We start from the raw sequence: 25,616 nt of genomic DNA, 5'->3' as shown, positions 1-25,616 counted from the left end.
ATCACTCTCCGAATAACATTCCCTGGCCGTCGTGCGTATCCGCCTCGGCCGGCTTCAACAGGCGGCGCAGCCCGTCCTCGTCCAGTATGGTGACACCCAGCTGTTGCGCCTTTTCGAGCTTGCTGCCCGCATCGCTGCCTGCGACCACGTAATCCGTCTTTTTGGACACCGATCCGGCCACCTTGCCCCCCGCCGCCTCCACCAACGCTGTCGCCTCATCCCGGCTGAGGCTGGGCAGAGTGCCGGTGAGCACCACCTTCTTTCCGCTCAGGGCTCCAGCCTGCGGACGGGCTGCCGGCTCAGTCTCCGGCCAGCGCATCTCCCGCTGCAAGGCGGAAATCACCTCACGGTTATGGGGTTCGGCCAGAAAGTCGAGGATGCAGCGAGCCACTACGGGCCCCACATCCGGCACTTCGAGAAGCGCCGCCTCGTCAGCCGCCAGAAAAAGCTCAAGCTTGCCGAAATGGCGTGCAAGATCCTTGGCCGTGGTCTCTCCCACGTTACGCATGCCGAGACCGAAGATGAAGCGCGCCAGGGAGGTATCCCGGCTCTTGTCGATGGCTGCCAACAGATTGATCGCCGATTTTTCGCCCATCCGCTCCAGCCCCGCCAGCACCTCCTGGTTCACCCGCGTCGGGTCGTAGAGATCGGCAGGAGTACGAACGATACCGGCGCTGACCAGCTGATTGACGATCTGATCGCCCAGGCCATCCACATCCACCGCCCGACGGCCGGCAAAGTGGAGCAGCGCCTGCTTGCACTGGGCCGGGCAGAAGAGCCCGCCGGTACAGCGGGCCACAGCCTCGTCCTCGCCCCGCACCACATGGGAGCCACACTCCGGACAGACATGACCCACGGCCTCAAGGAGGTTGTAGCGCGGCAGCTCGGACGCCCGCCGCTCGGCGATGGGGCCCACCACTTCCGGGATTACGTCACCGGCACGGCGCACGATCACCCAGTCACCAATCCGCACATCCTTGCGATCGATCTCGCCCTGATTGTGCAGGGTGGCGTTGGTCACCGTCACACCGCCGACGAACACCGGCTCCAGGCGGGCCACTGGAGTCAGCGCACCGGTACGCCCCACCTGCACGTCGATGCCAAGCAGGCGGGTGGCCACTTCCTCGGCCGGATACTTGTGGGCCACGGCCCAACGCGGTTCCCGGGAGACAAAACCGAGGGACTGCTGCAGATCGAGGCGATCCACCTTGTACACCACCCCGTCGATGTCGAAGGGCAGCGACTCACGCAGGGCAGCGATGTCCCGGTGGAAATGCGCCAGCCCCTCCGGACCGTCGGCCCGCCGGCGGTGCTCGCACACCGGCAGTCCAAACGCCGCCAGGGCGTCCAGTACCTCGGAGTGGGTTGCCGGCATCGTCCATCCCCGCACCTCCCCCAGCCCGTAAGCAAAAAAGGACAGGGGGCGCCTTGCGGTAATGCCGGGATCAAGCTGGCGCAGGCTCCCCGCAGCAGCATTGCGCGGATTGACAAAGACTTTCTGCCCCGCGGCCTCCTGATTGGCGTTGAGGCGCTGAAAATCGTCCCGACGCATGTAGATCTCACCACGGACTTCCAGCACCTGAGGGGCCTCGCCCTGCAGGCGCAGGGGAATCCGGCGCAGGGTGCGCACGTTGGAGGTCACATCCTCACCGGTACTGCCGTCGCCCCGGGTCGCCGCTTGAACCAGCACGCCGTCTTCATAGCGCAGGTTGATCGCCAGGCCATCGAACTTGAGCTCTGCAGCATAGGTGACGAGCGGTGCCGATTCGTCCAGGCCCAGTGCCCGGCGCACCCGGCCATCGAAGCTGACGGCGCCCTGGTCCGTGGTATCGGTTTCGGTATGGATGGACAGCATCGGCACAGCATGCGTCACTGCCGCGAGCTCAGGAGCGGGACGCCCCCCCACACGGGTCGTTGGTGAATTCGGGGTCAGCAGCTCAGGATAAGCGGCCTCAAGCGCCTGGAGCTCCTGAAACAGCCGGTCAAACTCCGCATCGGGGACGGTCGGCGCATCAAGAACGTAATAGGCGTACTCATGGCGCTCCAGCTCCGCACGCAGGGCCGCCGCCCGCGCGCTGGCTTGCTCACTTGCCATCATGGAAGACGCGGATCAGGAAAACAGGCGGCGCGCCAGCGCGGAGCCGGGGGCAATGCCGTACTCGACCATCTGCCCTTGGAACTGCTCGATTTGCGCCCGGATCAGGCCAACGGCCTTGTCGCCAAAGGGCGAACGGTTATCGTCCACCACGGCACCGTTGAGGGCATCCGCGAGCTGCTGGGCCACGGCCATCATGCGCTCGAACACCCGCACGCCATCGGCCACCCTGGGCACATCCAGGGTCAGGGTCACGCCCTGCGTGGTGAGCCCACGCATGTCCTCGGCCACGAACAGGGACGACTCGAGATTGCCCAGCACGAACTGGCTGACACCCTGCTCGTCACGGGCATGGAAACAGCCATCTTCGAGCAGTTCAAGCCCGGCTGCCTCGGCCATGCCCCGCAGCTTGGTTCCGGCAAAGGCGTGCTCCCGGGCCACCACGTTGACGCCGATCTGGATATCCACGCCAGCACAGAAACGGTCCAGTTCGGCAGCCTGGTTCAGGGCCTCGCCTTTGGCGGGCAGGGACGGAATGGCCATGAAGATGTCGCACATGCGCTGCAGTCCATCGCCCACCAGGGCCAGATCGGCATCACCGGCTGCACCCCGGCGATCCACCAACTGCAGGGCTACACAGATCCAGTGATAACTGCTGCCGCTGTTCGGGCCTACTGCCTCCCAGCGGTTTTCGGTATCAGAAAAGCCGAACCAGCGCACCGGTTTGCCGACACCCTGGAGCTGCTCCGCAGCAGCCTGCCACAGGCGCCCCGCGACCACGGGCTCGATGGATTCGACACGCACCACCCAGTCGGCACGTTCGTCCACCTCCGGGGGCAGCAACGGCGGCACTCGGCGGGCACTGGCATCCTTGACGGTCTTCGCGCTGGGCTGGGCACGGGCTGGCGCTTCGGCGCTGATCACCGGCTCAACCCGATCGGTCGAACCCACGCCAGCCGGCAACTCGCTGAGCACGGGCTCCTGGGCACTGGCAGGCACCAGCGGCTCCAGGGCTTTGCGCTGCTTGCGCTCCTGCCACTTGTTGAACGCAAAGATGCTGACGACCACCACGCCGCCAACACCCACCAGACCCATTTGCAACTCACTGATTGCCATCGATTTCCCTTGTTTCCCGGTCAGGCTGCGCCGGCTTCGGCCAGTCGCAGCGCTTCCTCGATATCCACTTCCACCACTCTCGACACCCCCTGCTCCTGCATCGTCACCCCAACCAGCTGCTGCGCGATCTCCATGGTGATCTTGCTGTGGCTGATGAACACGAACTGGGTCTGCGACGACATGCGCTTGACCATCTGACAGTAGCGCTCGGTATTCGAGTCATCCAGAGGTGCATCGACCTCGTCCAGCATGCAGAAAGGCGCGGGATTGAGCTGGAACATGGAAAATACCAGAGCAATCGCCGTCAAGGCCTTTTCACCCCCCGAAAGCAGCTGGATCGAGCTGTTTTTCTTGCCCGGCGGCTGGGCCACGATGGAAATGCCTGCATCAAGGATCTCGTCACCGGTGAGCACCAACCGCGCTTCGCCCCCCCCGAACAACATGGGGAACAGGCTGCCGAAATGGCGATTGACCGTATTGTACGTCTCCTGAAGCTGCTCCCGGGTCTCCCTGTCGATGCGTCGTATTGCATCCTCCAGGGTTTCGATGGCTCCAAGGAGGTCATCGGTTTGCGCGTCCAGATAGGACTTGCGCTCGGAGGCCGCCTTCAATTCATCCAGTGCCGCCAGATTGACCGACCCGAGCTCGGCAATCTCCCGTCCCAGACGGGCCACTTCACGCTGCAGCGACCCCTCCCGCAGATCCGGGGTAAGCAGCGGCGCCAGGGCGGCCTCATCGGCCTGGGCCTCATCGAGTCGTGCGCCATGCTGACCCTCGGCCATTTCGGCGGCCTGCACCCGCAGGCGCAGATCGGCGACCCGCTCCCGCTGGGGTGCGGCGGCATGCTCGGTGCGTTGCCGCTCCTCTTCAAGGGCCCGCAGGCCGGCATTGGCTTCCTCAAGGGTATTCCGGCAGGCTGCCAGCGCGGTTTCACGCACCGTCCGCTGGGCAACGGACTCCTGCAGGGCAGCGGCCACCGATACCTCGTCGATCTCCAGCAGGGACTCCCGGCGCTCGACCAACTCATCGGCGATCCGCGCCAACTGCTCGGCGGCCAGCGCCCGATTGCGATCGATGTCTTCCAGCTTGCTGCGGCATTCCCGCTCGGAGTGACGGGCTTCCTGCAGCTCCCGCGCCAGGGCCTGTTCCAGCGCACGGGTTTCGCGCAAGGCGCTGTCCCGCTCCCGACGCACCGACTCGGCCGCATCCAGGCGGCCGCGCTGCAGCTCGGCCATCTCGCGACTGCGCTCCAGTTCGGTTTCGGAGCGCATCAGGCGGTCGCGCTCGGCCTGCTCGCCATGGGCAATTTCACCCAGATCCCGGTCAATCTGGCCACAGCGCTCTTCGTAACGCATCCGGGCCTGGTTGAGCTTGAGCACCTCGACCTGCTCGGCATGGACACGGGCCTGAAGGGCCTGGGCATCACGACGCAGGCTGGCAATGGACTCCTGCAGGCGGCTGGCCAGCGCTTCCGACTCGCCCACCGCTGCATGAGCGAGGGCGGCCTCGTCCTGAGCGGCCTGCACCTCGGCGCCCAGATGCTCGATCTCGCGCTGACGTTCGATGACGCCATGGGTACGGGAATCGGGCGCGTAGTGGCTGAGGGCATAGCGATCGAGGAGACGCCCCTCCCGAGACACCAGTACCGTGCCAACGGGCAGCTCACTGCGCCGGGGCAGCCACTCCGCCAGATCGTCGGCAACGAAAGCCCGGCCGAGCCAGGCCTTCAGGACGCTGGCGAGTTCCGCATCGGCATCCACCAGCGCGCTCAGCGGGCGGGTGCCCACAGGCCCCTCGTCCGAATCCGCGACGGGCATCTCCCCCGGCAGCAGGAAGGCCACTGCTCCCGGCACCTTGTCGGCCAGGGCTGCCAGCGCCGCCTGGCCATCCACCGCCGGCAAGGCTGCCAGCCGCTCGCGCAACACAGCCTCGACCGCCAGTTCCCAACCGGCCTCGACGCGAAGGCGTTGCCACAGGGGTGTCAGTGCGTCCAGGTGATGGCGCTTGAGCCAGTCACCCAGCTGCCCCTGCGCCTGCACCTTGCTTTGTAGCTGAACCAGCGCTTCACGGCGCGCTCGGAGCTCGGTGGCACGGCGCTGAGCCTGACGCTCGGCTTCCATGGCGTGCTTGAGCGCTTGCTGGGTGGCGGGCACCTGCCCGGTCAGATCGCCCAACCCGGATTGACTGCGCGCCAGGCTGTCTTCGGCCTCTTCAAGCATGGCCTCCCGCTCGGCCAGTTGACGCAGATCCGGTGCCTGCACGCCCGACTGTTCCTGCTGCAGCCGCGCACGACGCTGGGACAGAGCCTCAAGGGTGCGCTCGCTGCTCACCCGGTGCGCCTCTTCAACACGGATCTGCTGCTCGGCGTGGTTCAGCTCGCGGCGCACCGCCGCCGCCGCCGCATCGGAGGTGCGCAGGGCCTCTTCCGCCTCGGGCAGACGTTCGCCGACCTCCCCGTGACGGGCCTCGGCCTGCTCGGCCCGGATGGCCGCGTGCTCAAGCAGACCACCCCAGCGCTCACCGTCGGCGGCCAGGGTGTCGAGCTGGCTGCGCCACTGGGCATCGTCACGTTCGAGTTGGGCCAGCCGGCTTTCCAGGATGCGCCGGCTGTCCCGCAGGCGGGCAAGCTCGCCCTCCAGGCGGGTCAGTTCGGAACTCACCGCATAGAGCGCTTCCTGAGCCAGCTGCACGCCTTGATTGGCACCCAATTGGGCATCGCGGGCGGTTTCGAGCTGCCCTTCCAGCGCCTGCAGGTGGGTGGAGTCTGCCTCGATGCGCCGGGTCGCCTCGGCCAGCTCTTCCGACAGGCGGGCGCGCTCGGCCCGCGCCTCGTTGCGCTTCATCAGCCACAGCAGATTCTGACGCTCGGACAGGCTGGCGTTGAGCTGCCGGAACTTCTCGGCGACGGCCGCCTGGGTTTCGAGCTTGCCGATCTGCTGGCCGAGCTCGTTGCGGATGTCTTCGAGGCGGGTCAGATTGTCCCGGGCATCGGACAAACGCCCTTCGGTCTCCCGGCGCCGCTCCCGGTACTTGGTGACCCCCGCGGCCTCTTCGAGAAAGCCCCGTACCTCTTCGGGCTTGGCCTCGATGATGCGGGAGATCATGCCCTGCTCGATGATGGCGTAGGCCCTCGGGCCAAGGCCGGTGCCGAGGAACAGATCGATCACGTCCTTGCGACGGACCTGAACCCCATTGATGTAGTAAGTGGACTCGCCGCTGCGGTCGAGCACCCGCTTCACCGCCACCTCGGCGTAGGGCTTCCACTGGCCGGCGGCCCTGCCTTCGGCGTTGTCGAACACCAGTTCGACGCTGGCCCGGGACACCGGCTTGCGCGTGGTGGAGCCATTGAAGATGACGTCCAGCATGGAGCCACCGCGCAAGGCCGAGGCCCGTGACTCGCCCAGCACCCAGCGCACGGCATCGATGATGTTCGACTTACCGCAGCCGTTCGGACCGACGACACCGACCAGATTGCCCGGCGTGAGCACGGTGGTAGGGTCTACAAAGGTCTTGAAACCGGCGAGCTTGAGTTTGGCCAGGCGCACGTATCGACAGGATGAAAGAGGGCTGGGGTGGACGGATCCTCAGCAACAATGCTGCACCGCCACATTAACGACGGCCGCTATAATAACATCTGCAAAAAAAGCGGCCATCGGGCATGTCTCACTCGCCTGCTTACCGCGTTTGCACCTGTCGCACCGCTCCTGATCTCCATGGCTACGGCCTGCGCCCGCCGTTCAGCCCGTGACAACCTGCGACACACAAGCTGCCGCGCCCGCACCCAAGCTGTCGGCGCCTCGACCCTCCGCCCCCTCCGGGCCGACTACAGGACATCTTTCGAACGTGAATCCGCACCTCCAGGATCTCCACCCCTACCCTTTCGAGAAGCTGCGCAGCCTCTTCGAGGGCATAACGCCCCCCGCCGACCTGTCGCCGATCCGCCTGTCCATTGGTGAGCCCCAGCACGCAACGCCGGGTTTTATCAGCCAAGCCATGGTGGACAACCTTGGCGGCCTCGCCAACTACCCGACCACCCAGGGCTCCGACGCCCTGCGCCAGGCCATCGCCGGCTGGCTTGAGCGCCGCTACGGCCTGCCCGGGGTCAATCCGGCCACCCAGGTGCTGCCCGTCAATGGCTCCCGGGAGGCGCTCTTCGCCTTTGCCCAATGCGTGATCGACGGCTCCCGGCCCGACGCGCTGGTGATCTGCCCCAACCCGTTCTATCAGATCTATGAAGGCGCCGCCTACCTGGCCGGCGCTCAGCCCTACTTCATCAACAATCTGCCGGACGACCGCTTCGCCTCCGATTTTGCCTCCGTCCTGGAGGCCGACTGGCAGCGCGTCCAGCTGGTGTACGTGTGCTCCCCCGGCAACCCCACCGGCAGGGTGTTGTCCCTCGATGAATGGAAGCAGCTCTTCGACCTGTCAGACCGCTATGGCTTCGTGATCGCTGCCGACGAGTGCTACTCCGAGATCTACTTTGACGACGCCCAACTGCCCATCGGTGGGCTCGAAGCCGCCCATCGCCTGGGACGCACGGATTTCCGCAACGTGGTGATGTTTTCCAGCCTGTCCAAGCGTTCCAACGTACCCGGCATGCGCTCGGGCTTCGTGGCGGGCGACGCCGGCATCCTCAAGAAATTCCTGCTCTACCGCACCTACCACGGCTGCGCCATGAGCCCCACCGTGCAGGCCGCCTCCGCCGCAGCCTGGCGCGACGAAGCCCACGTGGCCGAAAACCGCCGCCAGTATCGGGAAAAATTCGCCGTCATCACCCCGATGATCGCCGCCCATCTTGAGGTGGAACTTCCCGATGCAGGCTTCTATCTATGGGCCCGGGTAGATCGGCTCGGGCTTTCCGACACCGAGTTCGCCCGGCGCCTGCAGGCCGAATATAATGTGACGGTTCTACCCGGCAGCTACCTTGCGCGGGAAGCCCGTGGAGTCAACCCCGGCGCCGGCTTCGTGCGCATCGCCCTCGTTGCCGACCTGGCCGAGTGCGTTGAGGCAGCCCGTCGCATCGTCTCCTTCGCCCAACAACTATCGAACAACTCATGAGCGTCCAAATGCACATCACGCCCCACCACGAGAACCCCTTCGTACCCCAGATCGAAGAACTGTGGGAACGCCGCACCGATCTTTCGGCTGCCAGCGCCTCCAAGGAACAGATCGAGATCATCGAACACGTGATCGAGGAGCTGGATCAGGGCAAGCTGCGCGTCGCCGAGAAGATCAACGGCGAGTGGGTCACCCACCAGTGGATCAAGAAGGCCGTGCTGCTGTACTTCCGCACCCACGACAACAAGATCATCGACAATGGCACCCGCTACTATGACAAGGTGCCCACCAAGTTCGACGACTACACCCCTCAGGATTTTGCCGCAGGCGGCTTCCGCGTGGTGCCCAACGCCGTTGCCCGCAAGGGCAGTTTCATCGGCAAGGGTGTGGTGCTGATGCCCTCCTACGTGAACATCGGCGCCTACGTGGATGAAGGCACCATGGTGGATACTTGGGCCACCGTCGGCTCCTGCGCCCAGATCGGCAAGAACGTGCACCTCTCCGGCGGCGTCGGCATTGGCGGCGTGCTTGAGCCCCTTCAGGCCAACCCCACCATCATCGGCGACAACTGTTTCATCGGTGCCCGCTCCGAAGTCGTCGAAGGCGTCATCGTGGAGGACAACTGCGTCATCTCCATGGGCGTGTATATCGGCCAGAGCACCAAGATCTACGACCGTGCCACCGGCGAAGTCCACTACGGCCGTATCCCCGCCGGCTCCGTGGTAGTGAGCGGCAACCTGCCCTCCGCCGATGGCAAGTACAGCCTGTACTGCGCCGTGATCGTGAAAAAGGTGGACGCCCAGACCCGCGCCAAGACCAGCATCAACGAACTCCTGCGCGACTGACGACCCCAGGGGCCGCCACTCCGGTGGCCCCTCCCCTTCCGGGCTGCCCGATGATCATCGACAAGCTATTCGCGCTAATGGCCGAGAAAAAGGCCTCGGACATCTTCATTACCGTCGGCACCCCGATTCACATCAAGATCGACGGCAACACACTGCCCATCAATCAACAGGCCATGGATCCCGTGATGATCCAGCGTATGGCCTACGAGATGATGAACCCGGAGCAGACAGAGCGCTTCGAGAAGTTCAAGGAGATGAACCTCTCCTTCGGCAGGCGTGACATGGGCAACTTCCGTGTCAACGTCTTCTGGCAGCGCAACAGCATCGCCATCGTCGTCCGCTACATCCTCGGTGAAATCCCCCGCCTCGAAACCCTTGGCCTGCCTCCCGTGCTGTCCGAGGTCATCATGGAAAAGCGCGGGCTCGTGCTGGTCGTCGGCGCCACCGGTTCCGGCAAATCCACCACCATCGCGTCGATGCTGGACCACCGCAACGAAAACCGTTCCGGCCACATTCTGACCATCGAAGATCCGATCGAGTATCTGTTCAAGCACAAGATGTCGATCGTCAATCAACGCGAAATCGGTGCCGACACCCTGGACTGGCAGAACGCCCTGCGCAGCGCCATGCGCCAGGCCCCCGACTGCATCCTTATCGGTGAGATCCGCGACCGGGAAACCATGAGCGCCGCCCTCGCCTATGCCCAGACCGGGCACTTGTGCCTGGCCACGCTACACGCCAACAACGCCTACCACGCCCTCAACCGGATCTTCAGTTTCTTCCCCCTCGACGGACGTGCCCTGCTCTCCCTCGACCTGGCCGCAACGCTCAAGTGCATCGCGTCCCAGCGCCTGATCAAACGGCCTGACGGCGGGCGGATCCCCGCGGTGGAAATTCTCCTCAATACCCGTCAGGTAGCCGAACTGATCGAACGCAGCGAGATCTCCGCGATCCGTGAGGCCATGGAGCAGAGCCTGGCCCAGGGCTCCCGCACCTTCGAACAGGATCTGTTCCGTCTCTACAAAGACAAAGTCATCACCCTCGAGGAAGCCCTGGCCAACTCAGACTCCCCCACCAACCTATCCTGGCTCATCAACAACGCCCAGTTCGGCAACAGCGGCAACGAGAAATCCAGCCGCCCGCCGTCCACCATCGATTTCGAGCAAACCGAACCGGATGGCGCCTCCTTCCGTGAATTCACCCTCGAACTCGACGACGACTGACAACAAAAATCATGACTGCACCCCAAACATCAGGGAACCCCACCCTGGCCCTGGCCTGTGAACTCATCGCGCGCCCCTCGGTTACCCCCGAAGACGCCGGCTGCCTTGACCTTCTCACCGCCCGCCTCGCCCCCCTCGGCTTCGTCTGCGAGCGCATCGACGGTGGGGGCGTAAGCAACCTGTGGGCACGTCGCGGCACAGCACGCCCCCTCGTCGTCTTCGCCGGTCACACCGATGTGGTGCCCACGGGCCCGCTGGACGCGTGGACGTCCAACCCCTTCGTACCCACTGAGCGGGACGGCCATCTGTTTGGCCGCGGCGCCGCCGACATGAAGTCATCCCTGGCCGCCTTCGTCACCGCCATTGAAGATTTCGTTGCCGCCCATCCGAACCACGCCGGATCCATCGCCCTGCTGCTCACCTCTGACGAAGAAGGCGATGCCACCCACGGCACCACCCTGGTGGTGGAAGCCCTCAAGGCCCGCGGTGAAACCCTCGACTACTGCATCGTCGGCGAGCCCACCTCGGTGAACACCCTCGGCGACATGATCAAGAACGGCCGTCGCGGCAGCCTTTCCGGCAAGCTCACCATCAAGGGCGTACAGGGCCACATCGCTTATCCGCACCTGGCGCGCAACCCCATCCATCTGGCGGCACCTGCACTAGCCGAGCTTGCATCCATCACCTGGGACCAAGGCAACGAGTACTTCCCGCCCACCTCCTGGCAGATGTCCAACATCAAGGCCGGCACCGGCGCCACCAACGTGATCCCGGGCACCCTGGAGCTCCTGTTCAACTTCCGCTTCGCCACCGTGCATACGGCCGACGACTTGAAATCGAAGGTGCACGCCATCCTCGACAAGCACGGCCTGGACTACGACCTGGCCTGGACCCTCGGCGGCAAACCCTTCCTGACCCCCCGCGGCACCCTCGTCGCTGCCATGGAAACCGCCGTATTCGACACCCTGGCGCTGAAGCCCGAACTATCCACCACCGGCGGCACCTCCGATGGGCGCTTCATTGCCGAAATCTGCCCTCAGGTCGTCGAGTTCGGTCCCGTTAACGCAAGCATTCACAAACTCAACGAGTGCATCGCCATCGACGCGGTCGCACCTTTGTCGGCCATCTATCGCCGAACCCTCGAAAACCTGCTGAGCACATCGGAACCGGCATGACCCACGACGACCATCTGGAACACGACAACGAGCATGAACACGAACACGAGCATGGCCCCATGGCCGAGCTCGTAACCGTCCGCGACTGGATTCGCTACGCCGTCACCCGCTTCAACCGGGCAGGCTGCTTTTACGGCCACGGCCTGCAGGACGCCTACGACGAGGCCGTCTATCTCGTCCTGCACACCCTTGCCCTGCCCCTGGATCGTCTTGAGCCCTTCCTCGACGCTTGCATCCCCGGCGATGAGCGGGAAGACATCTTCGCAGTGATTGAAAGGCGCGCCGTTGATCGTCTGCCGGCCGCCTACATCACTGGAGAAGCCTGGCTGGGCGATTTCCGCTTCAAGGTCGATCCGCGCGTGATCATCCCACGGTCCTTCTTTGCCGAACTGCTCCAGGACGGCTTCAGCCCCTGGATCCAGGACCCGGAGGCCGTCACCTCGGCCATGGACATGTGCACCGGTTCCGGCTGCCTGGCCATCCTGATGGCCCACGCCTTCCCCAATGCAGAGATCGTGGCTGTGGACATCTCGTCCGACGCCATTGATGTGGCCCGAGAGAACATCGCGGCCTACGGTCTTGAAGACAGGATCACCCTGATCCAGTCCGACGGCTTCTCGGCAGTGCCGGAACAGCGCTTCGACTTCATCCTCAGCAACCCGCCTTACGTGACCCAGGAAGCCATGGATGCCCTGCCGAGCGAGTATCTGCACGAGCCCGGCCTTGCCCTCGGCTCCGGGAATGACGGCCTCGATCTGGTGCGCAAGCTGCTCGCCGATGCGCCTCGTTACCTCAAGCCCGAGGGCCTGCTCGCCGTTGAAGTAGGCCATAACCGCCACATCGTTGACGAAACCTTTCCTGACTTGACGCCGACTTGGTTGTCAGGGCCGAGTGGCGACGACAAGATCTTTATGCTTGAAGCCGGTCAATTGTTGTAAAAGCCCCAAAAAATGTGAACTCGGTCCACCAATTCCATAGCTGACCGTACTTATGATCTTGCTTGGGAGAAATTTGCCAAATTGACCCCAAAATGACCGTAATCAACAAAAACATAAAAGCAAGATCAAGGAGCTACCATGGCGACCGATCGCCCCATCCTCCTCGTTGAGGACAACCCCGATGATGAAGCGCTGACGCTCCGGGCGTTCAGCAAGAACAAGATAGCCAACCAGGTGGTCGTAGCCCGAGATGGCGTCGAAGCGCTCGACTACCTTTTCTGCAGCGGGCAGTTTTCCAACCGGGACAGCACGATCATGCCGGCCTTCGTGCTGCTAGATCTGAAACTTCCGCGAATAGACGGGCTTGAGGTGCTGCGTCGGATCCGTGCAGACGAACGCACAGCTCTGCTGCCCGTCGTTGTGCTGACCACCTCGAAGGAACATCAGGACATCTTCGAAGCATATCGGCTAGGTGCCAACAGCTATATCCGGAAACCCGTCGATTTCGAGCGTTTTCTTCAGGCCGTCGGCCAGCTCGGCTTGTACTGGCTGTCGCTCAACGAACCCTCGGACCCGACCGCCCGGTAAGCGGATGGAAGACTACAACAGTGCTTCGATGTCCCTGCCCAGATCACCGGGAGGCGTCATCGGAGCATAACGCTTCACAGGCACACCGGCCTTGTCGATCAGGAACTTGGTGAAGTTCCATTTGATGGCGTGACTCCCCAAAACCCCGGGCAGCGCCGCAGTGAGAAAGCCAAACAGGGGGTGGGCGCGCTCACCATTGACCTCCACTTTCTCGCTCATCAGAAAGGTGACACCATAATTGCGCTGGCAGAAGCCGGCAATCTGGCTTTCGTCGCCGGGCTCCTGCCCGCCGAACTGGTTGCACGGAAAACCGATCACCACCAAGCCACGCTCTGCGTAGGCCTCGTGCAGGGCTTGAAGCCCCCCGTACTGGGGCGTAAAACCACATTCGCTGGCCGTGTTCACGACCAGCACGGCCCTCCCCGCCATATCGGCAAAGCGGATCGGCGCGCCGGACAAGCTCCTCGCTTCGAAGCCCAGAATGTTGCCCGGCATGGTGCCAGTCACGCCACTTCCTCGATCCAAGCCTGCTGGATTCCTTCCAGGATGCGCTCCCCGCAATGCTTCGGATCGTCGTCAAACTCCGGTAAGGCCATCGTCCATTGCATCAGGTCCACGAAGTTGACCTTGATGGGGTCCACGTCAGGGTGAGCCTCCGACAACTGGATCGCAATCTCCTGCACTTCTGTCCATTTCATCCCCGCTTGCCCTCCTTGACCATGTTGATCGAATACTTGGGAATCTCGACGGTGAGCGGCGTGTCACCCACGATGGCCTGACAGGACAGGCGCGAGGTCGGCTCCAGGCCCCAAGCCTTATCGAGCAGGTCTTCCTCGAGCTCCTCGGCGGGCTCCAGGCTGTTGAACCCGTCGCGCACAACCACGTGACAGGTCGTGCACGCACAGGACTTCTCACAGGCGTGCTCGATGAAAATATCGTTGAGCAGTAGGGCATCGCAGACCGACTGACCCGGCTCTGCGTCTATCACGGCCCCTTCCGGGCACAGCTCCACATGGGGAAGCACAATCAAAGTAGTCATGGTGAGGTATAAGGTTCAGATCCGCAGATCATCGATCCGGTGGCCGGCAAGAGCCTCCCGGATACTCTTGTCCATGCGCCGCGAGGCAAACTCGTTCGAGGCCCGATTGAACGCCTCGAGCTGGATCTTGATGGCACGGGCGTCCTGCCCTTGGGCGGCTGTGCGCAAGGCCGCAATCGCCGCATCCAGCGCCTCGCGCTCGCTTTCATTCAGCAGTACGGCGTCAGCCACCAGCGCCCTTTCGGTCGCTTCGACCACTCTTTCCGCTTCCACCTGCTGCTCCCGCAGGCCGCGCAGCTCCATGTCATCGCGAGCATTGTCGAAGCCCGCCTTGAGCATGTCAGCAATCTCGTGGTCCGCCAGCCCGTAGGACGGCTTAACCTCTACCCGAGCCTCGACACCGGTGGTCTGCTCCCTGGCGGCCACCGACAGCAAGCCATCGGCATCCACCTGAAAGGTGACGCGGATACGCGCCGCGCCGGCTACCATCGGCGGAATCCCGCGCAGCTCGAAACGCGCCAGGGAGCGGCAGGCCGACACCAGCTCCCGTTCGCCCTGCACCACATGGAAGGACATGGCCGTCTGGCCGTCCTTGAAGGTGGTGAAATCCTGGGCGCGGGCGGTTGGAATGGTGGCATTGCGGGGGATGATCTTTTCCACCAGCCCCCCCATGGTTTCGATGCCGAGGGAGAGAGGAATGACATCAAGCAACAGCCATTCATCCTCGGTGGCCCGGTTGCCCGCCAGCACATTGGCCTGCATCGCAGCACCAATCGCAACAACGGTATCCGGATCAAGATTGGTCAGCGGCGTCCGCCCAAAGAACTCTCCGACAGCCTGCTGCACGTGGGGCATACGCGTCGCGCCCCCCACCATCACCACCCCCTTCACCTGATCGGGCTCAAGCCCGGCGTCACGAAGGGCCTTCTTGACTGGCTTGAGGGTCTTGGCAACCAGGGGCCGGGTGATATCCACGAATACAGCCCGATCGATGCTCAGATCCACTTCATCACCGCTATCCAGAGTCATCCGGATCGGCACGCTTTCATCGAGACTCAAGCGCTCCTTGACTTCCCGTGCCTTCATCAGCAGGCGCCGGGCGTCCCGGTCCGAAGGCAGTGAAATGCCGGCATTGTCGAGCATCCAGCAAAACAGGCGATGATCGAAGTCGTCCCCCCCAAGCGATGCATCGCCGTTGGTCGCCACCACTTCGAACACCCCCCGCGACAGACGCAGCACGGAGATGTCGAAGGTGCCGCCGCCAAGGTCATACACGGCGTAGATGCCTTCCGACGCGTTCTCCAGGCCGTAGGCAATCGCGGCAGCCGTAGGCTCGTTGAGCAGACGCAGCACGTTGAGACCGGACAGACGAGCCGCATCCTTGGTTGCCTGGCGCTGGGCATCGTCGAAATAAGCCGGCACTGTGATCACGGCCCCGGTCAACTCACCACCCAGACTGCGCTCGGCACGCACGCGCAAGTCCTTGAGAATCTCTGCGGACACCTCCACCGGGCTTTTCACGCCCTGCACGGTACGCAGGCGCACCATACCTTCGGCGTCCACGAAGTCGTAGGGCATGGTCTCCACATGGGAAACATCCTTGAGCCCGCGACCCATGAAACGCTTCACAGACACAATGGTGTTACGGGGGTCGACGGCTTGGGCAGCGTGGGCTTTGCGGCCCACGACGATCTGCCCGTCGGCAAGGTATTGCACTACGGAAGGCAGCAGCATCCTGCCGTCTTCATTCTGCAGACACAGGGCCACGCCATTGCGGACGGTTGCCACCAGTGAATTGGTGGTACCGAGATCGATGCCCACGGCAAGCCGATGCTGATGCGGCTCGGTGGACATCCCCGGTTCAGAAATTTGCAGCAGAGCCATCAGGATTCCAGCGCCGTTAAGGCGTCATTGATTTCGTGTTGCAGCTTTTCAAGAAACTTCAGGCGGCGAACCGTATCGGCAGCCACCTCCAGATCGCCTTGCTGGTCGAACTGTACGGCAAGCTGTTCGATGAGACCACGATTGGAATGCCGGATACGCCGGGCAAGCTCTTCGAGTACCTCTTCATCGGCTGCCTCACGGGCCTCACCAAGCGCCTCACGCCATTCCATCTGCTCCATCAGGAAGGCCGGAGACATGGCCGTGTTGGTTTCGAAGGCCGGATCGATGCCTTTCAACTCAAGCAGGTACTGCCCCCGCGCGAGGGGGCTCTTGAGGGTGCGGAAGGCTTCATTGGCATGCGTGGCCCACTGCATAGACAGACGCTTGTCAGCGTCGGGCAGGTGGGCAAAACGGTCCGGATGAACCTTGCCCTGGATATCCAGGTAGGCCTGCTCAAGCCGGTCCATGTCCACCGAAAACCCCACCGGCAGGCCAAAAAGCGCGAAGAAGTCCTGTTTCAGATCAAGCATGTGAAACCCTCTGCCCGAATGGACAGGCGAACCGATAATTCCGGCATCGTGCTCAGACGGTGAAACTCTCGCCGCAGCCGCATTCACCCTTCACATTCGGGTTGTTGAACTTGAAACCCTCATTGAGCCCTTCACGAACGAAGTCGAGCTCGGTGCCATCCATGTAGGGCAAGCTTTTAGGGTCGATCAGGACCTTCAGTCCGTGGCTCTCGAAGACCACGTCCTCAGGCAAGACCTCATCGGCAAACTCCAGCTTGTAGGCCATGCCCGAGCATCCGGAGGTACGCACACCAAGACGGATACCCACGCCTTTGCCACGCTTGGTGATGAAGTTGCCGATGTGGGTTGCCGCCTTGTCAGACAGGGTGACTGCCATGATCGCCTCTCTTTCAGCCGTTGTGTTTTTTCTTGTAATCCTCGACCGCGGCCTTGATGGCATCCTCGGCCAGGATGGAGCAGTGGATCTTGACCGGCGGCAGGGCCAGTTCCTCGGCGATAGCGGTGTTCTTGATGTCCAGCGCCTGGTCCAGTGTCTTGCCCTTCACCCATTCGGTGACCAGGGAGCTTGACGCAATTGCCGAACCACAACCGTAGGTCTTGAACTTGGCATCCTCGATAATGCCATCCTTGCCGACCTTGATCTGCAGCTTCATCACGTCGCCACAAGCGGGCGCCCCCACCATGCCGGTGCCCACATCTTCGTCTTCCTTGCCGAAGGCGCCGACGTTACGGGGGTTTTCGTAGTGATCCAGAACCTTTTCGCTGTATGCCATTTTCGTTCTCCTGTCAGTGCGCAGCCCACTGCACGGTGTCGAGATCAATGCCGTCCTTGAACATGTCCCACAGGGGAGACAGCTCACGGAGCTTGCCGATCTTGCGCTGCAGCAGGTCAATGGTGTAATCGACTTCCTCGACCGTCGTAAAGCGGCCAATGGTGAAACGGATGGAGCTGTGGGCCAGCTCGTCGTTGCGGCCCAGGGCTCGCAGCACGTAGGACGGCTCCAGGCTGGCCGAGGTGCAGGCCGAGCCGCTGGACACTGCGATGTCCTTGATCGCCATGATCAGGGACTCCCCCTCAACATAAGCGAAGCTGATGTTGAGGTTGTGGGGTACGCGGTGCTCCATGTCACCATTGACGAAGGTTTCCTCAATGGTGGTCAGACCCGCCAGCAGGCGATTGCGCAGAGCCAGTACACGTGCATTTTCCTCAGCCATCTCGAGGCGGGCCAGGCGGAAGGCCTCCCCCATGCCGACGATCTGGTGGGTCGCCAGGGTTCCGGAACGCAGGCCACGCTCGTGGCCACCGCCGTGCATCTGGGCTTCCAGACGCACCCGCGGCTTGCGCCTCACGTAGAGAGCACCAACCCCCTTCGGCCCGTAGGTCTTGTGGGCGCTGAAGGACATCAGATCCACCTTGAGCATGCTCAGGTCGATGGCCACCTTGCCTGTGGCCTGGGCGGCATCCACATGGAAGATGATGCCCTTCTCACGACACAACTCGCCGATCTCGGCGATCGGTTGCACCACGCCGACTTCGTTATTCACGAACATCACCGACACCACCACGGTATCCGGGCGGATGGCTGCCTTGAGCACATTCAGGTCGAGCAGGCCGTTCTCCTGAACGTCGAGGTAAGTCGCCTCGAACCCCTGGCGCTCAAGCTCGCGCACAGTGTCCAGCACCGCCTTGTGCTCGGTCTTGAGGGTGATGATGTGCTTGCCCTTGCCGGAGTAGAAGTGCGCAGCACCCTTGATGGCCAGGTTATTGGATTCGGTGGCACCGGAGGTCCAGATGATCTCCTTGGCGTCGGCATTGACCAGCGCCGCGACTTCCTCGCGGGCTTCCTCCACGGCCTTTTCTGCAGTCCAGCCGTAGGAGTGGCTGCGCGATGCCGGGTTACCGAACAATTCCGTCAAATAGGGAATCATCTTCTCGGCCACGCGGGGGTCCACCGGCGTGGTCGCCGAGTAATCGAGGTAGATCGGAAACTTGAGCATCTTCATCTTCTCCGTACTGCAAAATTGAGTCATTCCACAAACTTAGACCGCCACCGCCGTCATCGTTCGAAGGCTCGCCAGACACTCGTCCAGCGCTGTCAAAAATCCAATCACATCCTGTCGCGTGCTAGTGGCACCGAGGCTGACACGCACCGCCGCACGGGCCAGCGCAGCATCAACACCCATCGAGATCAGCGTATGGGAAGGCTCGGGGTGGGCACTCGAACAGGCAGAGCCGCTTGCCACCGCAAAACCAGCCCGATCTAGCCTAGCAACCAGGGTTTCACCATCCACACCCGGTATCGCGAAAAAACTGGTGTTCACCAGACGGGGAGCGCCGGCCGAAAAAACCCGTGCCCCCATGCCCGTCAGGCCCGCCTCAAGCATCTCCTGCAATACGGCAAGCCGCTTGCTGCGCTCTTCCTGGCCGCGCAAGATCAACTCACAAGCCGCCCCAAACCCCACAATGGCCATCACGTTCTCAGTGCCGGAGCGAAGATTGCGCTCCTGACCGCCGCCCGCCACCAGTGGCGCCAACTCGACACGCTTATCGACAATCAGTGCACCAACGCCGACAGGCCCCTGGATCTTGTGGGCCGAAAGTGTCAGGCCGTGCACCCCGAGGGCGCGAAAATCCACATCGACTTTGCCGAGGCCCTGCACCGCGTCACAGTGCATCCAGCCCCCCGCAGCCTTCACCCGCTTAGCCAGCGTAGCCACATCCTGGATCACGCCGGTTTCGTTGTTGGCCAACATGATCGACACCAGCCTGGGCTTCTCCGCGAGCACGCGATCAAAAGCGGCCGGGTCGATACGCCCCACCCCATCCACTGCAACTTCTTCGCAGCGCCACCCGCTACGCACCAATTGCCTGGCCGGCTCCCGCACGCAGGGGTGTTCGATGGCGCTCACTGCCACCAGGCCCGGCTTGAGGAAGGCCGCCGCGCCTTTGATGAACAGGTTGTTCGCTTCCGACCCGCCCCCCGTGAAGATCACTTCTGTGGAGTGGGCATTCACCGCCGCAGCCACTTGCGCCCGCGCCTCCTCCACTGCCTTCCGAGCTGCGCGCCCGTACTCATGCCGGCTCGATGCGTTACCGAAACGATCACCCAACCAGGGCAGCATGGCCTCCCTCACCCCTTCACTGAGCGGGGTGGTGGCGTTGTGATCGAGGTAGACCGGCGCAAACACCGAATACTCCGGCGAGTTCAGGCTGTCAGAGGCAGCTTGCTACCCGAGCGGCAAGCCGTTGTATTGCGCTCGTCACGCAGGACTGAAACCGGGCCCGCCTTCTGACGCTGCTGCTCCACCAGGCTCGCAAGAGTCACCGAATGGAGATATTCATACATCCGCCGGTTGAGATTGGTCCACAACTCATGAGTCATACAACGATGCTCGTCATGGCAGTTTTCCTTGCCACCACAAGAGGTTGCATCCAGCGGCTCATCGACCGCCGCAATAATGTCGGCCACCGTGATCACATCCATTTCCCGCGCCAGGGCATATCCGCCACCAGGGCCACGAACGCTGCTGACGAGTTCGAAACGACGCAACTTACCGAACAACTGCTCCAGGTAGGACAGCGAGATCTTCTGACGATCGGCGATGCCAGCCAGGGTCACGGGCCCATCAGCACAACGAAGCGCCAGATCGATCATTGCCGTAACAGCAAAACGACCTTTGGTGGTGAGTCTCATGTCGGCTCCCGGATTGGATGAAGAAATAGTTGAATATTTCAGTCAACAATACCAAACCCGACAAAATCAATCAACTATTTTACCCCTCCCCGGCACGCCACCCTCAGTCCACCATTTTGCCCAGACCTTGGGGATCGAAGGCATCCTCCGCCTTTGCCGCCGCATCCACACACAGCCCCGATTCCGCCAGCCTCTCCACCAGCACACGGAGCCGTCGATCCGTCTCGACAGCATGGTCAAGCAACCCATGGAGCGCCTTGGATACCGGATCATCCATATCCCGGGTCACGCCGTAAGCAGTGAACCCCATCTGCTCGGCCTTGGCCTCCCGTGCCCGGCTGAGCTCATCGCCGCCGCCAGCCTCAATGATTCGCGCCGGATTCCCCACTGCGGTGGCACCAGCAGGAACCGGCTTAACCACGACCGCGTTGGAGCCGACCTTGGCCCCATCACCCACCTCAAACCCTCCCAGCACCTTGGCGCCGGCACCAATGACCACCCCGCGACCCAAGGTCGGGTGGCGCTTCGTACCCCGATACAGCGAGGTACCGCCCAGCGTTACCCCCTGGTAGATGGTGCAGTCATCGCCCACCTCCGCCGTCTCGCCGATCACCACTCCCATGCCGTGATCAATGAACACCCGCCGACCGATGACGGCACCCGGATGGATCTCGATTCCGGTGAGCATCCGCCCCATATGACTGGTGAAGCGACCAACCCAGCGAAATCCGGCCAGCCAGGCCATATGGGCAAAACGATGCAGCCAGAGGGCTTGCATGCCTGGGTAACAGGTGAGCACCTCCCACCTGGAGCGTGCTGCCGGGTCCCGTTCGAGAACGTTGGCCACGTCTTCACGCAGACGACTGAACATGGGGAGTGACTCCAAAATTAAATGCGCTTTCGTAAGGGCCGGGCACCCGGTCGGGTGCCACCCATCGTATTTCCGACTATTTTAGTCTACTTCTTCTCGAACGCGCTCAACATGCCCCGCAGGATGTTGACCTCGTCCTTCTCCAGCCGGATACGCCCAAACAGACGCCGGAGGCGTGGCCAGAGGCGCTTGGAGTTCTCTGGATTAAAGAAGCCGCTAGCTGTGATAGCCCTGTCGAGGTGGGTATAGAAGCCCTCGATCTGCTCGTGGGTCGCCGGCTCAAACTCCACCGCGGGCGCCACGCCCGGATCCAGAGCAGCCATGCGCAGTTCGTAGCACAGCACCTGGACCGCCGCCCCGAGGTTCAGGGAGGAGTAGCTTTCACTGACCGGCACCTTGACCGGCATGTGGCACAGGGCCACATCCTCATTGGAGAGCCCCTTGGTCTCATTGCCGAAGACCAGCGCGACATCCCCATGGCCGGCAAGGCTCACCAGCTCTCCGGCAGCTTCCCGCGCCCATTTCATCGGCACAGCCATCTCCCGGCGGCGGGCCGTCAGGGCTGCAGCAAAGACGGTGCCCTCAAGCGCCTCAGCCAGGGTGTCCACCACCCGCGCGCTGGCGAGGATATCGTCGGCACCGGCCGCCCGAGCCGTTGCCACCGGGTCCGGAAAGCAGTGCGGCGCAACAAGCACGAGTTGCGACAAACCCATGGTCTTCATGGCCCTGGCCGCTGCGCCGATATTGCCGGGGTGACTGGTTCTGGAGAGAACGACACGCACGCGCCCAAGCGCGTTATCGAGGTTCATATTAAAATGTGCGGTTTTCCAAATTAGAGTCGACCGGTGGGCCCTTTTGCCCGGGCCGGCAGACCTTGCCAGACACCCATGCATCCCACTCTGAACATCGCCATCAAGGCCGCACGCCGTGCCGCCACCGTCATCAACCGGGCTTCCCTCGACCTGGATCTGATCCGTGTCGAAACCAAAAGCCCCAATGATTTTGTGACGGAAGTAGATCGGGCTGCCGAAGAAGCCATCATTCAGGTGCTCCGCGAGGCCTATCCGAGCCACAGCATTTTAGCAGAAGAGTCCGGCGAGACCGGCCCGGAGGCGGAGACCGAGTACCAGTGGATCATCGACCCCCTCGACGGCACCACCAATTTCCTGCACGGTTTCCCCCAGTACGCGATCTCGATCGCTCTGGCCCGCAAGGGTGTGGTCGAGCAGGCAGTGGTGTTCGATCCCAACCGCAACGAGATGTTTACCGCCTCCAAGGGTGCCGGCGCCTTTCTGAACGACCGGCGCATCCGTGTCTCCAAGCGCGTCAAACTGCAGGATGCGCTGGTGGGCACGGGCTTCCCGTATCGCCAGTTCCGCAACGTTGACACCTATCTGGCGATCTTCAAGGAACTCACCCAAAAGACTGCCGGCCTGCGCCGCCCGGGCGCTGCGGCCCTCGATCTCGCCTACGTGGCAGCCGGCCGCCTCGACGCCTTCTGGGAGTTCGGCCTGTCGCCTTGGGACATGGCCGCTGGCAGCCTGCTGATCAGCGAAGCCGGCGGCCTGGTCAGTGACCTGGCGGGCGAATCCACCTACCTGACCTCCGGCAACGTGGTGGCAGGAACGCCCAAGGTCTTTCCCCAGCTGCTGCAGCTGATCCAGGGTCACTGTGGCGACGCGCTGCCGGCCTGACGCCCTGATGCCCACCCTCAAGACCATCCTCCACGCGGCCCTGGTCAGCCTTGTGCTGGCCGGGGGAACAGCCTGGGCGAACACAGTCCTGGTGTGGGGTGACAGCCTGTCGGCCGGCTATGGATTGCAGATTCAACAGGCCTGGCCGAGCCTGCTCGAGAAACGCATCGCCGACACCAAACTTCCCCACAAGGTGGTCAATGCCAGCATCAGTGGCGAGACCACCTCGGGCGGGCGCAGCCGCCTGCCTGCCGCCCTGCAGGCCCACAAGCCTGCCGTGGTGGTCATCGAACTGGGTGCCAACGACGGTCTGCGCGGCCTGCCGCCAAAGCTCATGGCAGCCAACCTGCAGGCCATGATCGATGCAAGCCGGCAAGCCGGGGCCAAGGTGCTTCTGGTGGGCATGCGCATGCCCCCGAATTATGGGCCCGACTACACCAGCAGCTTTGAAAACGCCTTCAAGGATCTGGCCCGCAGCAACAAGATCCGGCTAGTGCCTTTCATGATGGAAGGTTTTGCCGACAAGCGGCAGCTCTTTCAACAAGACGGCATCCATCCGGTTGCCGACGCCCAACCCATCATTCTCGACACCATCTGGCGGGAACTCGCCCCGCTGCTGCGCCGCTGAAAACCGCCAATCAGGGAAGACGCAGTGAGGGGTTGTGCCCCTTCACTGCGCAGATCCGTTGGATGACCGCCGGCTTCGGCTCCGTTATCTCTCCCTGCTCGTAGGCCAGCACCGTGCACGCATCCGCCACCCGCTCGAAAAGCTCATGGGAACGCAGCAGGAAGTCCGGGTTGCTGGGCTTGCCGAAGCGTTCATTACCGATCATGAAGGTCTCGTAGATCAGCACGCCACCATGGTTGAGCGCCTGCAAAAGCAGCCCCAAGCGCGGCCGGAACAGATAGTTGGTCACCACGATAGCGTCAAAATGACGGCCGGCGAAGGGCCAGACGCCGCCCTCCAGATCGGCCTCCCATGCTTTGACATGGGGCACGCCAGCCAGCAACTCCAGCGCCACCGCATCCCTGTCCACCGCATCAACCCGAAAGCCCTTACTGGCCAGCCAGCGTGTATGGCGCCCGCTGCCACAAGCATAATCAAGAACCTCTCCGCCCTCCGGAATGAGGGAGGCAAAGCGCATCACCCACGCCGAAGCTTGCAACGCACCCGCATGCCGCATCATTGTCCTATCCCTCCCAGGCACAGATATTTGGTTTCCAGGTATTCGTCGATGCCATGCCTGCCACCCTCACGCCCCACGCCGGACTGTTTGACACCCCCAAAGGGCGCCACCTCTGTCGAAATGAGCCCGGTGTTGATGCCCACCATGCCGTAATCCAGAGCCTCCCCGACCCGGAAGACCCGTCCCACATCCCGCGCATAGAAATACGCCGCCAGACCGTACTCGGTGTCATTAGCCATCAGGATCGCCTCATCTTCGGTATGGAAGCGGAACAGCGGCGCCACCGGCCCGAAGGTCTCCTCTCGGGCGATACGCATGCTCTGCTTTACGTCTGCCAACACAGTCGGCGCGTAGAAACGCGAACCACTCTTATGGCGCCGACCGCCCGTCAGCACCCGCGCTCCGCCGGCCAGCGCATCCGCCACATGGGCCTCAACCTTCCGCACCGCCTCGTCGTCAATCAAGGGTCCAACGCTGACTCCAGCCTCCAGACCATTCCCCACGCTAAGACCTTCGACAGCCGCCGCCAGCTTCGCTGCAAAGGTGTCATACACCGAATCCTGCACCAGCAGCCGGTTGGCGCAAACACAGGTCTGACCCGCGTTGCGATACTTGGAGACCAGCGCCCCTGCCACAGCAGCATCAATGTCCGCATCGTCAAAGACGATAAAGGGCGCATTACCGCCGAGTTCAAGGGAGAGCTTCTTGATCGTGGGCGCGCACTGGGCCATGAGGAGACGGCCGACCTCGGTGGACCCCGTAAAGGACAGCTTGCGCACCACGGGGCTCGATGTCAGCACGCTTCCGATCGCCACGGGATCGCCGGTGACGACATTGAACACGCCCGGAGGGAATCCCGCCTGCTCTGCCAACCAAGCCAGGGCCAACGCGGTAAAGGGGGTCTGCTCCGCAGGCTTGACCACGACCGTACAGCCAGCGGCCAGGGCCGGCGCCAACTTGCGGGTGATCATCGCCGCCGGGAAGTTCCACGGCGTGATCGCAGCACAGACCCCCACTGGCTGACGGATCACCATGTAGCGACGATCAATGCCCGTCGTCGGAATGGTCTCGCCGTAAAGGCGCTTGGCCTCCTCGGCAAACCACTCCACGAAAGACGCCGCATACACCACCTCGCCCCGCGCCTCCGCCAAGGGCTTACCCTGCTCAAGAGTCATCATCCGAGCAAGATCGTCGGTGTGGGTCAGAATGAGCCGGAACCAGCGCTGCAAAATCGTCGACCGATCGCGGGCGAGCAGACCACGCCATGCCGGCAGCGCCGCGTCAGCAGCAGTGACGGCACGCCCTGTCTCCGCCGCCCCCATGGCCGGCACGTCCCCGAGAAGGGCTCCCGTTGCCGGATTAAAGACCGACAGGCGTGCATGATCATCAGCATCAAGCCAGCAGCCATTCACAAATGCCTGGGTTCTATACAGGCCGGGTTCCTTGAGCGTCTGCATGATTTCTCTTCCTGATCCGGATCGGCCACCACGCGGCCTCGTCCTTCTGATGACACAAGACAGTGCAGGTTCCCCGCCCTACAGGTACAAAGTGATCGGGATAGGGGCGGCCAGCTTAGCCGACCGACCCCTCCCACACCACCCGGCATGCGGGTCCGCACCGGGCGGTTCGAGCCGTTGAGGTCATGAGAGCCGAGGCACGCCGAGCCGATCAAAGTAGG

General features: G+C 63.0%; 25 protein-coding genes. 8 read left to right on the top strand and 17 right to left on the bottom strand.

The features are described from left to right. Nucleotide 1: 1 nt before the first annotated feature. The 3 genes from ligA to smc are packed head-to-tail and all read right to left on the bottom strand — an operon-like array spanning nucleotide 2 to nucleotide 6,756. A complete protein-coding gene (ligA, locus tag PHI64_RS01290) occupies nucleotides 2-2,098 on the bottom strand; it encodes an NAD-dependent DNA ligase LigA (RefSeq protein WP_299877388.1) in 2,097 nt (698 codons plus the stop codon). Nucleotides 2,099-2,110: 12 nt separating this feature from the next. Beyond that, entirely contained in the window at nucleotides 2,111-3,211 is a 1,101-nt protein-coding gene (locus PHI64_RS01285) for a cell division protein ZipA C-terminal FtsZ-binding domain-containing protein (RefSeq protein ID WP_299877385.1), read from the bottom strand. Nucleotides 3,212-3,231: 20 nt separating this feature from the next. Further along, the gene (gene smc, locus PHI64_RS01280) at nucleotides 3,232-6,756 is read right to left on the bottom strand and encodes a chromosome segregation protein SMC (protein ID WP_299877383.1); all 3,525 of its coding nucleotides are present in this window, start codon (nucleotides 6,754-6,756) and stop codon (nucleotides 3,232-3,234) included. Nucleotides 6,757-7,054: 298 nt separating this feature from the next. On the opposite strand from smc, the gene dapC reads away from it, so the two are divergent. The 6 genes from dapC (at nucleotide 7,055) to PHI64_RS01250 (ending at nucleotide 13,038) form a co-directional block, all read left to right on the top strand. Further along, nucleotides 7,055-8,269 (top strand): succinyldiaminopimelate transaminase, encoded by a 1,215-nt coding sequence (gene dapC / locus PHI64_RS01275; protein ID WP_299877380.1) that lies wholly within the window; start codon nucleotides 7,055-7,057, stop codon nucleotides 8,267-8,269. Then, nucleotides 8,266-9,114, top strand: coding sequence for a 2,3,4,5-tetrahydropyridine-2,6-dicarboxylate N-succinyltransferase (gene dapD / locus PHI64_RS01270; protein ID WP_299877378.1), 849 nt, complete (start codon nucleotides 8,266-8,268; stop codon nucleotides 9,112-9,114). Before dapC ends, dapD begins: the two co-directional genes overlap by 4 nt. A 50-nt stretch (nucleotides 9,115-9,164) precedes the next feature. Then, nucleotides 9,165-10,337, top strand: coding sequence for a PilT/PilU family type 4a pilus ATPase (locus PHI64_RS01265; RefSeq protein WP_299877375.1), 1,173 nt, complete (start codon nucleotides 9,165-9,167; stop codon nucleotides 10,335-10,337). Between the two features lie 11 nt (nucleotides 10,338-10,348). Further along, entirely contained in the window at nucleotides 10,349-11,512 is a 1,164-nt protein-coding gene (dapE, locus tag PHI64_RS01260; RefSeq protein ID WP_299877372.1) for a succinyl-diaminopimelate desuccinylase, read from the top strand. Next, nucleotides 11,509-12,450 (top strand): 50S ribosomal protein L3 N(5)-glutamine methyltransferase, encoded by a 942-nt coding sequence (gene prmB, locus PHI64_RS01255; RefSeq protein ID WP_299877369.1) that lies wholly within the window; start codon nucleotides 11,509-11,511, stop codon nucleotides 12,448-12,450. The genes dapE and prmB overlap by 4 nt, the downstream gene beginning before the upstream one ends. Nucleotides 12,451-12,588: 138 nt before the next feature. Continuing rightward, the gene (locus PHI64_RS01250; RefSeq protein ID WP_299877366.1) at nucleotides 12,589-13,038 is read left to right on the top strand and encodes a response regulator; all 450 of its coding nucleotides are present in this window, start codon (nucleotides 12,589-12,591) and stop codon (nucleotides 13,036-13,038) included. A gap of 12 nt (nucleotides 13,039-13,050) precedes the next feature. On the opposite strand, the gene PHI64_RS01245 is transcribed toward PHI64_RS01250, so the two are convergent. The 12 genes from PHI64_RS01245 to PHI64_RS01190 form a co-directional block, all read right to left on the bottom strand. Further along, entirely contained in the window at nucleotides 13,051-13,545 is a 495-nt protein-coding gene (locus tag PHI64_RS01245; RefSeq protein ID WP_299877363.1) for a glutathione peroxidase, read from the bottom strand. Continuing rightward, the gene (gene iscX, locus PHI64_RS01240; protein ID WP_299877360.1) at nucleotides 13,542-13,736 is read right to left on the bottom strand and encodes a Fe-S cluster assembly protein IscX; all 195 of its coding nucleotides are present in this window, start codon (nucleotides 13,734-13,736) and stop codon (nucleotides 13,542-13,544) included. Before iscX ends, PHI64_RS01245 begins: the two co-directional genes overlap by 4 nt. Further along, nucleotides 13,733-14,077, bottom strand: coding sequence for an ISC system 2Fe-2S type ferredoxin (gene fdx, locus PHI64_RS01235; RefSeq protein ID WP_299877357.1), 345 nt, complete (start codon nucleotides 14,075-14,077; stop codon nucleotides 13,733-13,735). The genes iscX and fdx overlap by 4 nt, the downstream gene beginning before the upstream one ends. 15 nt (nucleotides 14,078-14,092) lie before the next feature. Then, nucleotides 14,093-15,961, bottom strand: a complete 1,869-nt coding sequence (hscA, locus tag PHI64_RS01230) for a Fe-S protein assembly chaperone HscA (RefSeq protein WP_299877354.1) — start codon at nucleotides 15,959-15,961, stop codon at nucleotides 14,093-14,095. Next, complete coding sequence (gene hscB / locus PHI64_RS01225; protein ID WP_299877351.1) at nucleotides 15,961-16,491, bottom strand: Fe-S protein assembly co-chaperone HscB; 531 nt, start codon at nucleotides 16,489-16,491, stop codon at nucleotides 15,961-15,963. Before hscB ends, hscA begins: the two co-directional genes overlap by 1 nt. A gap of 52 nt (nucleotides 16,492-16,543) precedes the next feature. Next, nucleotides 16,544-16,867, bottom strand: coding sequence for an iron-sulfur cluster assembly protein IscA (iscA, locus tag PHI64_RS01220; RefSeq protein ID WP_296572041.1), 324 nt, complete (start codon nucleotides 16,865-16,867; stop codon nucleotides 16,544-16,546). Between the two features lie 13 nt (nucleotides 16,868-16,880). Beyond that, entirely contained in the window at nucleotides 16,881-17,264 is a 384-nt protein-coding gene (gene iscU / locus PHI64_RS01215; protein WP_299877347.1) for a Fe-S cluster assembly scaffold IscU, read from the bottom strand. 13 nt (nucleotides 17,265-17,277) lie between these two features. Next, a complete protein-coding gene (locus PHI64_RS01210; RefSeq protein ID WP_299877344.1) occupies nucleotides 17,278-18,489 on the bottom strand; it encodes an IscS subfamily cysteine desulfurase in 1,212 nt (403 codons plus the stop codon). Nucleotides 18,490-18,531: 42 nt separating this feature from the next. Beyond that, nucleotides 18,532-19,680 (bottom strand): cysteine desulfurase family protein, encoded by a 1,149-nt coding sequence (locus PHI64_RS01205; RefSeq protein WP_299877341.1) that lies wholly within the window; start codon nucleotides 19,678-19,680, stop codon nucleotides 18,532-18,534. Nucleotides 19,681-19,697: 17 nt separating this feature from the next. Continuing rightward, a complete protein-coding gene (iscR, locus tag PHI64_RS01200; protein WP_299877338.1) occupies nucleotides 19,698-20,186 on the bottom strand; it encodes a Fe-S cluster assembly transcriptional regulator IscR in 489 nt (162 codons plus the stop codon). 103 nt (nucleotides 20,187-20,289) lie between these two features. Further along, the gene (cysE, locus tag PHI64_RS01195; protein WP_299877335.1) at nucleotides 20,290-21,057 is read right to left on the bottom strand and encodes a serine O-acetyltransferase; all 768 of its coding nucleotides are present in this window, start codon (nucleotides 21,055-21,057) and stop codon (nucleotides 20,290-20,292) included. 86 nt (nucleotides 21,058-21,143) lie between these two features. Further along, complete coding sequence (locus PHI64_RS01190; protein WP_299877332.1) at nucleotides 21,144-21,866, bottom strand: RNA methyltransferase; 723 nt, start codon at nucleotides 21,864-21,866, stop codon at nucleotides 21,144-21,146. Nucleotides 21,867-21,944: 78 nt separating this feature from the next. Between PHI64_RS01190 and PHI64_RS01185 the strand changes: the two genes are divergently transcribed. Next, a complete protein-coding gene (locus PHI64_RS01185; protein WP_299877329.1) occupies nucleotides 21,945-22,751 on the top strand; it encodes an inositol monophosphatase family protein in 807 nt (268 codons plus the stop codon). Between the two features lie 7 nt (nucleotides 22,752-22,758). Further along, on the top strand, nucleotides 22,759-23,379 hold the full coding sequence (locus tag PHI64_RS01180; protein WP_299877326.1) for an arylesterase: 621 nt from the start codon (nucleotides 22,759-22,761) through the stop codon (nucleotides 23,377-23,379). Between the two features lie 10 nt (nucleotides 23,380-23,389). Here PHI64_RS01180 and PHI64_RS01175 read toward each other — a convergent pair whose 3' ends face one another. Together PHI64_RS01175 and PHI64_RS01170 are read right to left on the bottom strand one after the other, a co-directional pair. Further along, nucleotides 23,390-23,938 carry a bifunctional 2-polyprenyl-6-hydroxyphenol methylase/3-demethylubiquinol 3-O-methyltransferase UbiG gene (locus PHI64_RS01175; RefSeq protein ID WP_299877322.1) on the bottom strand — a complete coding sequence of 183 codons (549 nt, stop codon included), beginning with the start codon at nucleotides 23,936-23,938 and terminating at the stop codon, nucleotides 23,390-23,392. Further along, a complete protein-coding gene (locus PHI64_RS01170) occupies nucleotides 23,935-25,398 on the bottom strand; it encodes an NAD-dependent succinate-semialdehyde dehydrogenase (RefSeq protein WP_366945110.1) in 1,464 nt (487 codons plus the stop codon). The genes PHI64_RS01175 and PHI64_RS01170 overlap by 4 nt, the downstream gene beginning before the upstream one ends. Nucleotides 25,399-25,616: the final 218 nt, after the last annotated feature.

Source organism: Zoogloea sp., assembly GCF_028689785.1.
In the GTDB taxonomy this organism is placed as follows: Bacteria; Pseudomonadota; Gammaproteobacteria; order Burkholderiales; family Rhodocyclaceae; genus Zoogloea.
Note: the sequence above shows the minus strand (reverse complement) of the source record. Positions and strands in the feature narration are given on the sequence as shown.

What these genes read in the sequence shown, in the direction of transcription:
- ligA (WP_299877388.1), bottom strand. Translation starts at nt 2,098, where the DNA reads ATGATGGCAAGTGAGCAAGCCAGCGCGCGGGCGGCGGCCCTGCGTGCG.
- PHI64_RS01285 (WP_299877385.1), bottom strand. Translation starts at nt 3,211, where the DNA reads ATGGCAATCAGTGAGTTGCAAATGGGTCTGGTGGGTGTTGGCGGCGTG.
- dapD (WP_299877378.1), top strand. Translation starts at nt 8,266, where the DNA reads ATGAGCGTCCAAATGCACATCACGCCCCACCACGAGAACCCCTTCGTA.
- PHI64_RS01265 (WP_299877375.1), top strand. Translation starts at nt 9,165, where the DNA reads ATGATCATCGACAAGCTATTCGCGCTAATGGCCGAGAAAAAGGCCTCG.
- dapE (WP_299877372.1), top strand. Translation starts at nt 10,349, where the DNA reads ATGACTGCACCCCAAACATCAGGGAACCCCACCCTGGCCCTGGCCTGT.
- prmB (WP_299877369.1), top strand. Translation starts at nt 11,509, where the DNA reads ATGACCCACGACGACCATCTGGAACACGACAACGAGCATGAACACGAA.
- PHI64_RS01250 (WP_299877366.1), top strand. Translation starts at nt 12,589, where the DNA reads ATGGCGACCGATCGCCCCATCCTCCTCGTTGAGGACAACCCCGATGAT.
- iscX (WP_299877360.1), bottom strand. Translation starts at nt 13,736, where the DNA reads ATGAAATGGACAGAAGTGCAGGAGATTGCGATCCAGTTGTCGGAGGCT.
- fdx (WP_299877357.1), bottom strand. Translation starts at nt 14,077, where the DNA reads ATGACTACTTTGATTGTGCTTCCCCATGTGGAGCTGTGCCCGGAAGGG.
- hscA (WP_299877354.1), bottom strand. Translation starts at nt 15,961, where the DNA reads ATGGCTCTGCTGCAAATTTCTGAACCGGGGATGTCCACCGAGCCGCAT.
- hscB (WP_299877351.1), bottom strand. Translation starts at nt 16,491, where the DNA reads ATGCTTGATCTGAAACAGGACTTCTTCGCGCTTTTTGGCCTGCCGGTG.
- iscA (WP_296572041.1), bottom strand. Translation starts at nt 16,867, where the DNA reads ATGGCAGTCACCCTGTCTGACAAGGCGGCAACCCACATCGGCAACTTC.
- iscU (WP_299877347.1), bottom strand. Translation starts at nt 17,264, where the DNA reads ATGGCATACAGCGAAAAGGTTCTGGATCACTACGAAAACCCCCGTAAC.
- PHI64_RS01210 (WP_299877344.1), bottom strand. Translation starts at nt 18,489, where the DNA reads ATGCTCAAGTTTCCGATCTACCTCGATTACTCGGCGACCACGCCGGTG.
- iscR (WP_299877338.1), bottom strand. Translation starts at nt 20,186, where the DNA reads ATGAGACTCACCACCAAAGGTCGTTTTGCTGTTACGGCAATGATCGAT.
- cysE (WP_299877335.1), bottom strand. Translation starts at nt 21,057, where the DNA reads ATGTTCAGTCGTCTGCGTGAAGACGTGGCCAACGTTCTCGAACGGGAC.
- PHI64_RS01190 (WP_299877332.1), bottom strand. Translation starts at nt 21,866, where the DNA reads ATGAACCTCGATAACGCGCTTGGGCGCGTGCGTGTCGTTCTCTCCAGA.
- PHI64_RS01185 (WP_299877329.1), top strand. Translation starts at nt 21,945, where the DNA reads ATGCATCCCACTCTGAACATCGCCATCAAGGCCGCACGCCGTGCCGCC.
- PHI64_RS01180 (WP_299877326.1), top strand. Translation starts at nt 22,759, where the DNA reads ATGCCCACCCTCAAGACCATCCTCCACGCGGCCCTGGTCAGCCTTGTG.
- PHI64_RS01175 (WP_299877322.1), bottom strand. Translation starts at nt 23,938, where the DNA reads ATGATGCGGCATGCGGGTGCGTTGCAAGCTTCGGCGTGGGTGATGCGC.